General features: G+C 71.3%; 1 protein-coding gene. It reads left to right on the forward strand.

Annotated elements, in window-relative coordinates:
• Positions 1-159 precede the first annotated feature (159 nt).
• The coding region (locus VFJ21_14175; GenBank protein ID HET7408267.1) for a DNRLRE domain-containing protein at positions 160-6,081 on the forward strand (5,922 nt) is incomplete at its 3' end.

The following is a 6,081-nucleotide window of genomic DNA, read 5'->3' on the forward strand; positions in this document are numbered from 1 at the left end:
TCGACCGGATCATCCGAGGGACGAATCGCCCGTTCGGCCGATGCGCGAGGCGGCTAACGCTCGTTAGTTTCTGCCTGCGCGCTCGACCCGTCCGGAGTCGCGCGCTCACCTCCCTTTCCATTTCCCGCGCCCTGGCGCGTTTGCCTTTGAGGGGCTTTGGTGTCCGCTGCCGCGGTTCGTGGTTCGCTGCTGTCCTGGTTCTCCTCCAACTCGCCCCGCGCCAGGGTGGTCGCGTTCGGCTGCGCGGCGGCGGTGCTCGCCGGCGGACTGCAGATCGCGGAGGCCGCGGTGGCTCCGGCCCCTGCGCACGCGGCGGTCAAGCCCGCACCGGCCCCGCCGGATCAGGAGCCGGACGTCGCTTCCGCGCAGCTGGCCGCCCGCCGGGGCGGGCATCAGGTGGAGGTGACCGGCGCCCGCTCGCAGGACACGACCACCTTCGTGGAGCCGGACGGCACCTTCCAGACCGACTTTTACGCCGCGCCGATCCGGGTGCGCCGCGGCGCGGATCTGGTGGCGGTCGACACTGCCCTGGTGAGCGACAGTGCCGGGCTGCACCCGCGGGCCACCCCGGTGGCGACGCAGCTCGCGACCGGCGGCAGCGGGTCCCCGGTCGCGTCGCTGACCGCCGGGGACAGCTCCTTCGGGTTGGGCTGGCTGGGCAACCTGCCCGCCCCGACGGTGACCGGCGCCACCGCGACCTACGCCGACGTCGCCCCCGGCGTCGACCTGCACGTGACCGCGACGACGACCGGTTTCGAGCTGTCCGCGGTGCTCAAGAACCGCCCGTCGACGCCGGCGACGGTCCGCCTGCCTCTGCACCTGAAGGGCTTGGCAGTGCAGCGCGACGCGGGCAGCGGCGCGCTGACGCTGACCGACGCCCGCAGCGGGCGGGCGTTCACCGTGTCCCCGCCGGTCATGTTCGACGCGGCCCGCGACCGCAGCGGTGAGCCGACCCATCTGGGTCAGGTCGCCACCGCACTGACCCCCACCGGCAACGGCGGCTACGAGCTGGACCTCACCCCCGACGCGGCGTACCTGGCCGACCCGGCCACCACCTTCCCGGTCACCATCGACCCGTCGGTGCTCGGCGCCGGCGGGCAGGGCACGATGGTGCGCTCCTCCTACCCCACGACGAACTTCCAGTCCTGGGGGCAGACGTTCGTCGGCAAGGTGCTCTCCACCGAGTCCGACCGCTCCTACGCCCAGTGGACCAACCTGAGTTCTCTGCTCGCCGGCAAGCACATCCTGTGGGCCACCACCTCGATCTACAACACCTTCTCCTACACCTGCACCGCGCAGCCGGTGAACGTCTACCAGGTCACCTCCAGCTGGTCGGGCAGCAGCATGACGTGGAACACCCAGCCGACGGTGAACACCAGCTCGGTGAAGGCGACCGGGTCCGCCGCCTACGGCACGAACAGCGCCGGCGGCACCTGTTCGGCGGCGAGCTGGCTCAGCCTGGGCGGGTCGGGCAACCTGGCACAGCTGGTCGACGGCTGGGTCAAGGGCAGCACGGCGAACTACGGCATCGAGTACGCCGCGGACGAGTCCTCCACGTGCTGCGGCAAGAAGGCCGCCGGGTTCAACGACCTCAACAACCCGGAAAAGCTCACCGTCTCCTACAACTCCTACCCCGGCACCCCCGCCGGCCGGTCCATCACCCCGTGCGCGTCGGTCTGCGCCGGCACCGTGATCACCAACAGCGCCACCCCGACGCTGACCGCGAACACCACCGACCCCGACGGCGGCACCCTGCGGTATGACTTCGAGGTCTACCCCGGCACCAGCCCCACCCCGGGCACGACCCCGCTGACCGCCTCCGGCAGCGTGGCCAACGCCCCCTCCGGGCAGCGGGTGGGCTGGAAGGTCACGACCCCGCTGGGCGACGGGCAGACCTACAGCTACCGGGTTCGCGCCTACGACGGCACGGACTACGGACCCTGGTCCACCGGCTGGGCGTCGTTCACGGTAGACACCGTCGCCCCGGCGGCGCCCACGGCCAGCAGCGCCACCTACGTGCAGGGCGGCTGGAAGGCCTTGGCGCAGGGTTCGTTCACCCTGGCCGGCAGCGACACCGGCAGTGGCGTCGACCACTACGTCTACGGCCTGGACGTGGCGGTGCCGAACACCGCGATGGGCAGCGGCGCGATCGTCACCCCCACGCTTTACCCCGGCGACGGCTGGCACCAGTTCCTCGTGCAGGCGGTGGACAAGGCCGGCAACAAGTCGGCGATCACCACCTTCGCGTTCGGCACCACCCCCGGGTTGACCAGCCCCACGGCCGGTGCCAGCACCCAGCAGTCGGTGCTGCTCGGCTCCATCGCCCCACCCGCCAACACCGCGGTCACCTACTACTACCGCCGCGCCGCCACCGACCCGTGGACGCCGCTGCCGCCGCCCGACGTCACCGTCACCTCCAGCGGCGCCGCCGTGGGCGGCTGGCCGTACACGTTCAGCGCGGGCAGCGGCAACACCAGCCCACCGTCGCTGACCTGGAACACCGCCGCCACCCTGGCCGGCACCGACGGACCCGCGCAGCTCGCCGTCTGCTTCGCCGCCGGCTGCCCCACCGGCCCGGCCAGCAGCCTGCCCACCGGCAGCTCCTCCACCACCGGCGTGCCCCTGACCCTGGACACGAAGGCGTTCAACATCGCCGCCACCGACGACCTGACCCCGGGCAGCATCAACCTGCTCACCGGCGCCTACCAGGTGCAGGCCAGCGACGTCAGCGTCCCCGGCAGCAGCGACACCACGCTCACGGTTGGGCGCAGCCTGACCAGCACCAACACCGGCGTCGACGGCATCTTCGGCCCCGGCTGGACGGCAAGCCTGCCGGTCGACTCCGCCGGCGCGGACTGGACCGGCCTGACCGACACCGGCAGCGTGCTCACCGCCACCCACGCGGACCAGTCCACCACCAGCTTCACCGCCCAACCCGACGGCAGCTACGCCCCCACCGGCGACGACGCCGACTCCGGCCTGAAGATCACCACCACCACCGGCACTGGCTGCGCGGCCGGCTACCGCTGCTACGAACTCGACGACCTCGACGGCAACAGGGTCATCTTCCAGGCCACCGTCGCCCCCACCCCGACCGGCAGCCTCACCGCCCCGGTCGCCTACCAGGTGGTCCAGGTCATCGAACCCGGCACCCCCACCGCCACCAGCTTCACCTACACCGCCGGCCGTCCCACCCGGATCACCGCCCCCGTCCCGGCCGGCGCCACCTGCACCGACCCGACCGCGGCCGCGACCTGGATGCCGGGCTGCCGCGGCCTGTCCCTGGCCTACGACACCCACGGCCACCTGACCGCGGTCACCTACCTGACCAGCGACGGCAGCAACCCGCTGCAGGTCGACGTCGCCTGCTACGACTACAACGCGACCGGCCGGCTCGCCGGCACCTGGGACCCGCGCAACATCCCGACCGCCGGCACCGGCAGCCACCCGATCAGCTGCGCCAGCCCGCTGCGGCCCACCCACTACGACTACGACAACAGCGGACGGATCACCGGCATCACCCCGTCCGCCGGCACCAACAGCCTGGCCGGCTGGACCATCGGCTACGACCCTGTCACGGGCAGGGTCAGCAACGTGAGCCGCGCGCACTTGGACGGCAGCGGCACCGAAACCCAAACCGTGCTGTACCGGGTCCCGGTGGCACCCGACGCCACCCACCCCGAGTATCGGCCCGACCTGACCGCCGCCACCGCCGCCGGCTGGGCCCAACAGGACACCCCGGATCCGACGGTGGGCGCCACCGCGATCTGCCCACCCGGCGCCAGCGTCCCCGCGGACAGCAGCGGCGACCTGCGCGACTGCACCCTGACCTATCTGGACGCCAACGGCCGGGGGGTCAACACCGCCAGCTACGCCGGCAGCGGCGCCGCCGGCTGGCACATCACCACCAGCGAATACGACAGCGGCGGGCATCAGGTCCGCAGCCTGACCGCGGCCGACCGGGAAGAAGCCCTCGCCCCGACCAGCGGCGCCGGTGGTGCCCTGGGCCTGCCCGCCAACACCGCGCAGGCCGCCCTCGAGCTGTCCACCATCAACCTCTACACGGCCAACCCGACCGACAAGCAGCCCGACCTGACCGAAACCTTCGGCCCTTACCACCGGATCCAGCTCCCCGACGGGTCGATCGTGCAGGCCCGCGAACACACCGTGAACAGCTACGACATCGGCAGCGAACCCGGCCACCCCCTCGACGCCGCCGGCAACCAGGTCTCCTACCACCTGCTCACCGACACCAAGACCGGCGCCAGCGTCTCCCCGGACCCGGCCAGCAACGGCGACAGCGACGTACGCGAAACCAAGACCCTGTACTACCTGACGACCGGCGCCAGCACCGACTCCACGGGATGGACCTACCGCGCCCCCATGCAGGTCATCACCGACCCGAACGGGCTGGCCATCACCACGACGACCCTGTACGACCCGGCCACCGGACGGGTCACCCAAACCCGGATGCCCAACGACAGCAGCGGAACCACCGCCGGCACCACCAACAACGTCTACTGGACCGCCGGCGCCAACAGCAGCGACTCCACCTGCGGCAACAAGCCGGCGTGGGACGGGCTGCTCTGCACCACAAGCCCCGCCAGCACAGCACCGACAGACGGGCTACCCGCCCTGGCCGCCACCCGCGACGCGAGCTACGACTATCTCAACCGGCCCACCCAGATCAGCGAAAGCGTCGCCGCCTCCAGCAGCGTCAGCATCCTGCGCACGACCAGCACCCTCTACGGGTTCAACAGTCCCACCAGCGGCACCGCCAACCCCTACGCCACCACCGTTCAACAAACCCAGACCGGCGGCGGCACCGGCACCACCGTCCCCGCCCAAACCACCAGCTACGACCCGAACACCGGACTGCCCACCGCGGTCAGCAACGGCACCAGCAGCGACGCCACCGGCTACGACGACTTCGGCCGCATCGTCAGCTACAACGAGAACACCGCCGCCACCGGGGCCGCGGCGAACGCCGTCAGCACCCACTACGACCCGACCCACGGCTGGATCACCAGCAGCAGCGACGCCCACACCACCAACAGCTACACCTACAACGGCAGCGGCGAACACCGCGGCCTGCCCACCGGACTGACCGTCACCGTGACCAGCACCCCCGGCTACACCGGCAACTTCACCGCCAACTACGACCCCGACGGCCAACTCGTCAGCCAAACCGACCCCAACAACGTCACCACCGCGCTGACCCGCAACGAAGACGGACAGCTCGTCGACCTCAACGACACCAACGGAACCGGCAGCTGGCTTGACGACCGGGGCACCCCCTCCATTCACAGCCAGTGGCTCAGCCACACCGGCCCGGCTGGGTCCCAGACCTACACCTACGACGCTGCCGGGCGGCTCACCAAGACCGCCGACACTCCCACCGGCGGCACCTGCACCACCCGCACTTACAGCTACGACGCCGACAGCAACCGGCTCAGCTCCACCAGCTACGGGCCGGCGGGCGACGGCAGCTGCCCGACCGCGCTCAGCGGCGGCAGCACCACCAGCCACAGCTACGACACCGCCGACCGGCTCCTGCCCGCCAACGCCGACACCGGGATCACCTACGACACGTTCGGCCGCATCACCACCCTCCCGGCCGCCGACGTCAGCGGCGGCGCCGCCCTCACAGCTGACTACTACGCCAACGACCTCGTCCACTCCCAGACTCAGGCCGGCACCACCCGCACCTGGAATCTGGACGCGAACAACCGGCTCGCCAGCTGGACCAACAGCACCACCGGCATCACCAATACAAACCACTACGACGACGCCAGCAGCGACTCACCCGCCTGGACCGCCGAAAGCAGCGACTCCACCAGCTGGGACGCCAACATCAGCGATCTCCTGGGCAGCCTCGCCGTCACCGTCGACCAGACCGGCACCACCACCTACCAGTACGCCAACCTGCACGGCGACATCACCGCCACCGCCGCAGCCGGCGCGGCCACGCCCACCATCCAGCCCGACTACGACGAATTTGGCAACAACCCCACCGGCACCAGCAGCCGCTACGGCTGGCTCGGCGGCAAACGCCGCTCGGGCGATGACGCCGGCGGTCTG

Source organism: Mycobacteriales bacterium, assembly GCA_035690485.1.
In the GTDB taxonomy this organism is placed as follows: Bacteria; Actinomycetota; Actinomycetes; order JAFAQI01; family DASSKL01; genus DASSKL01.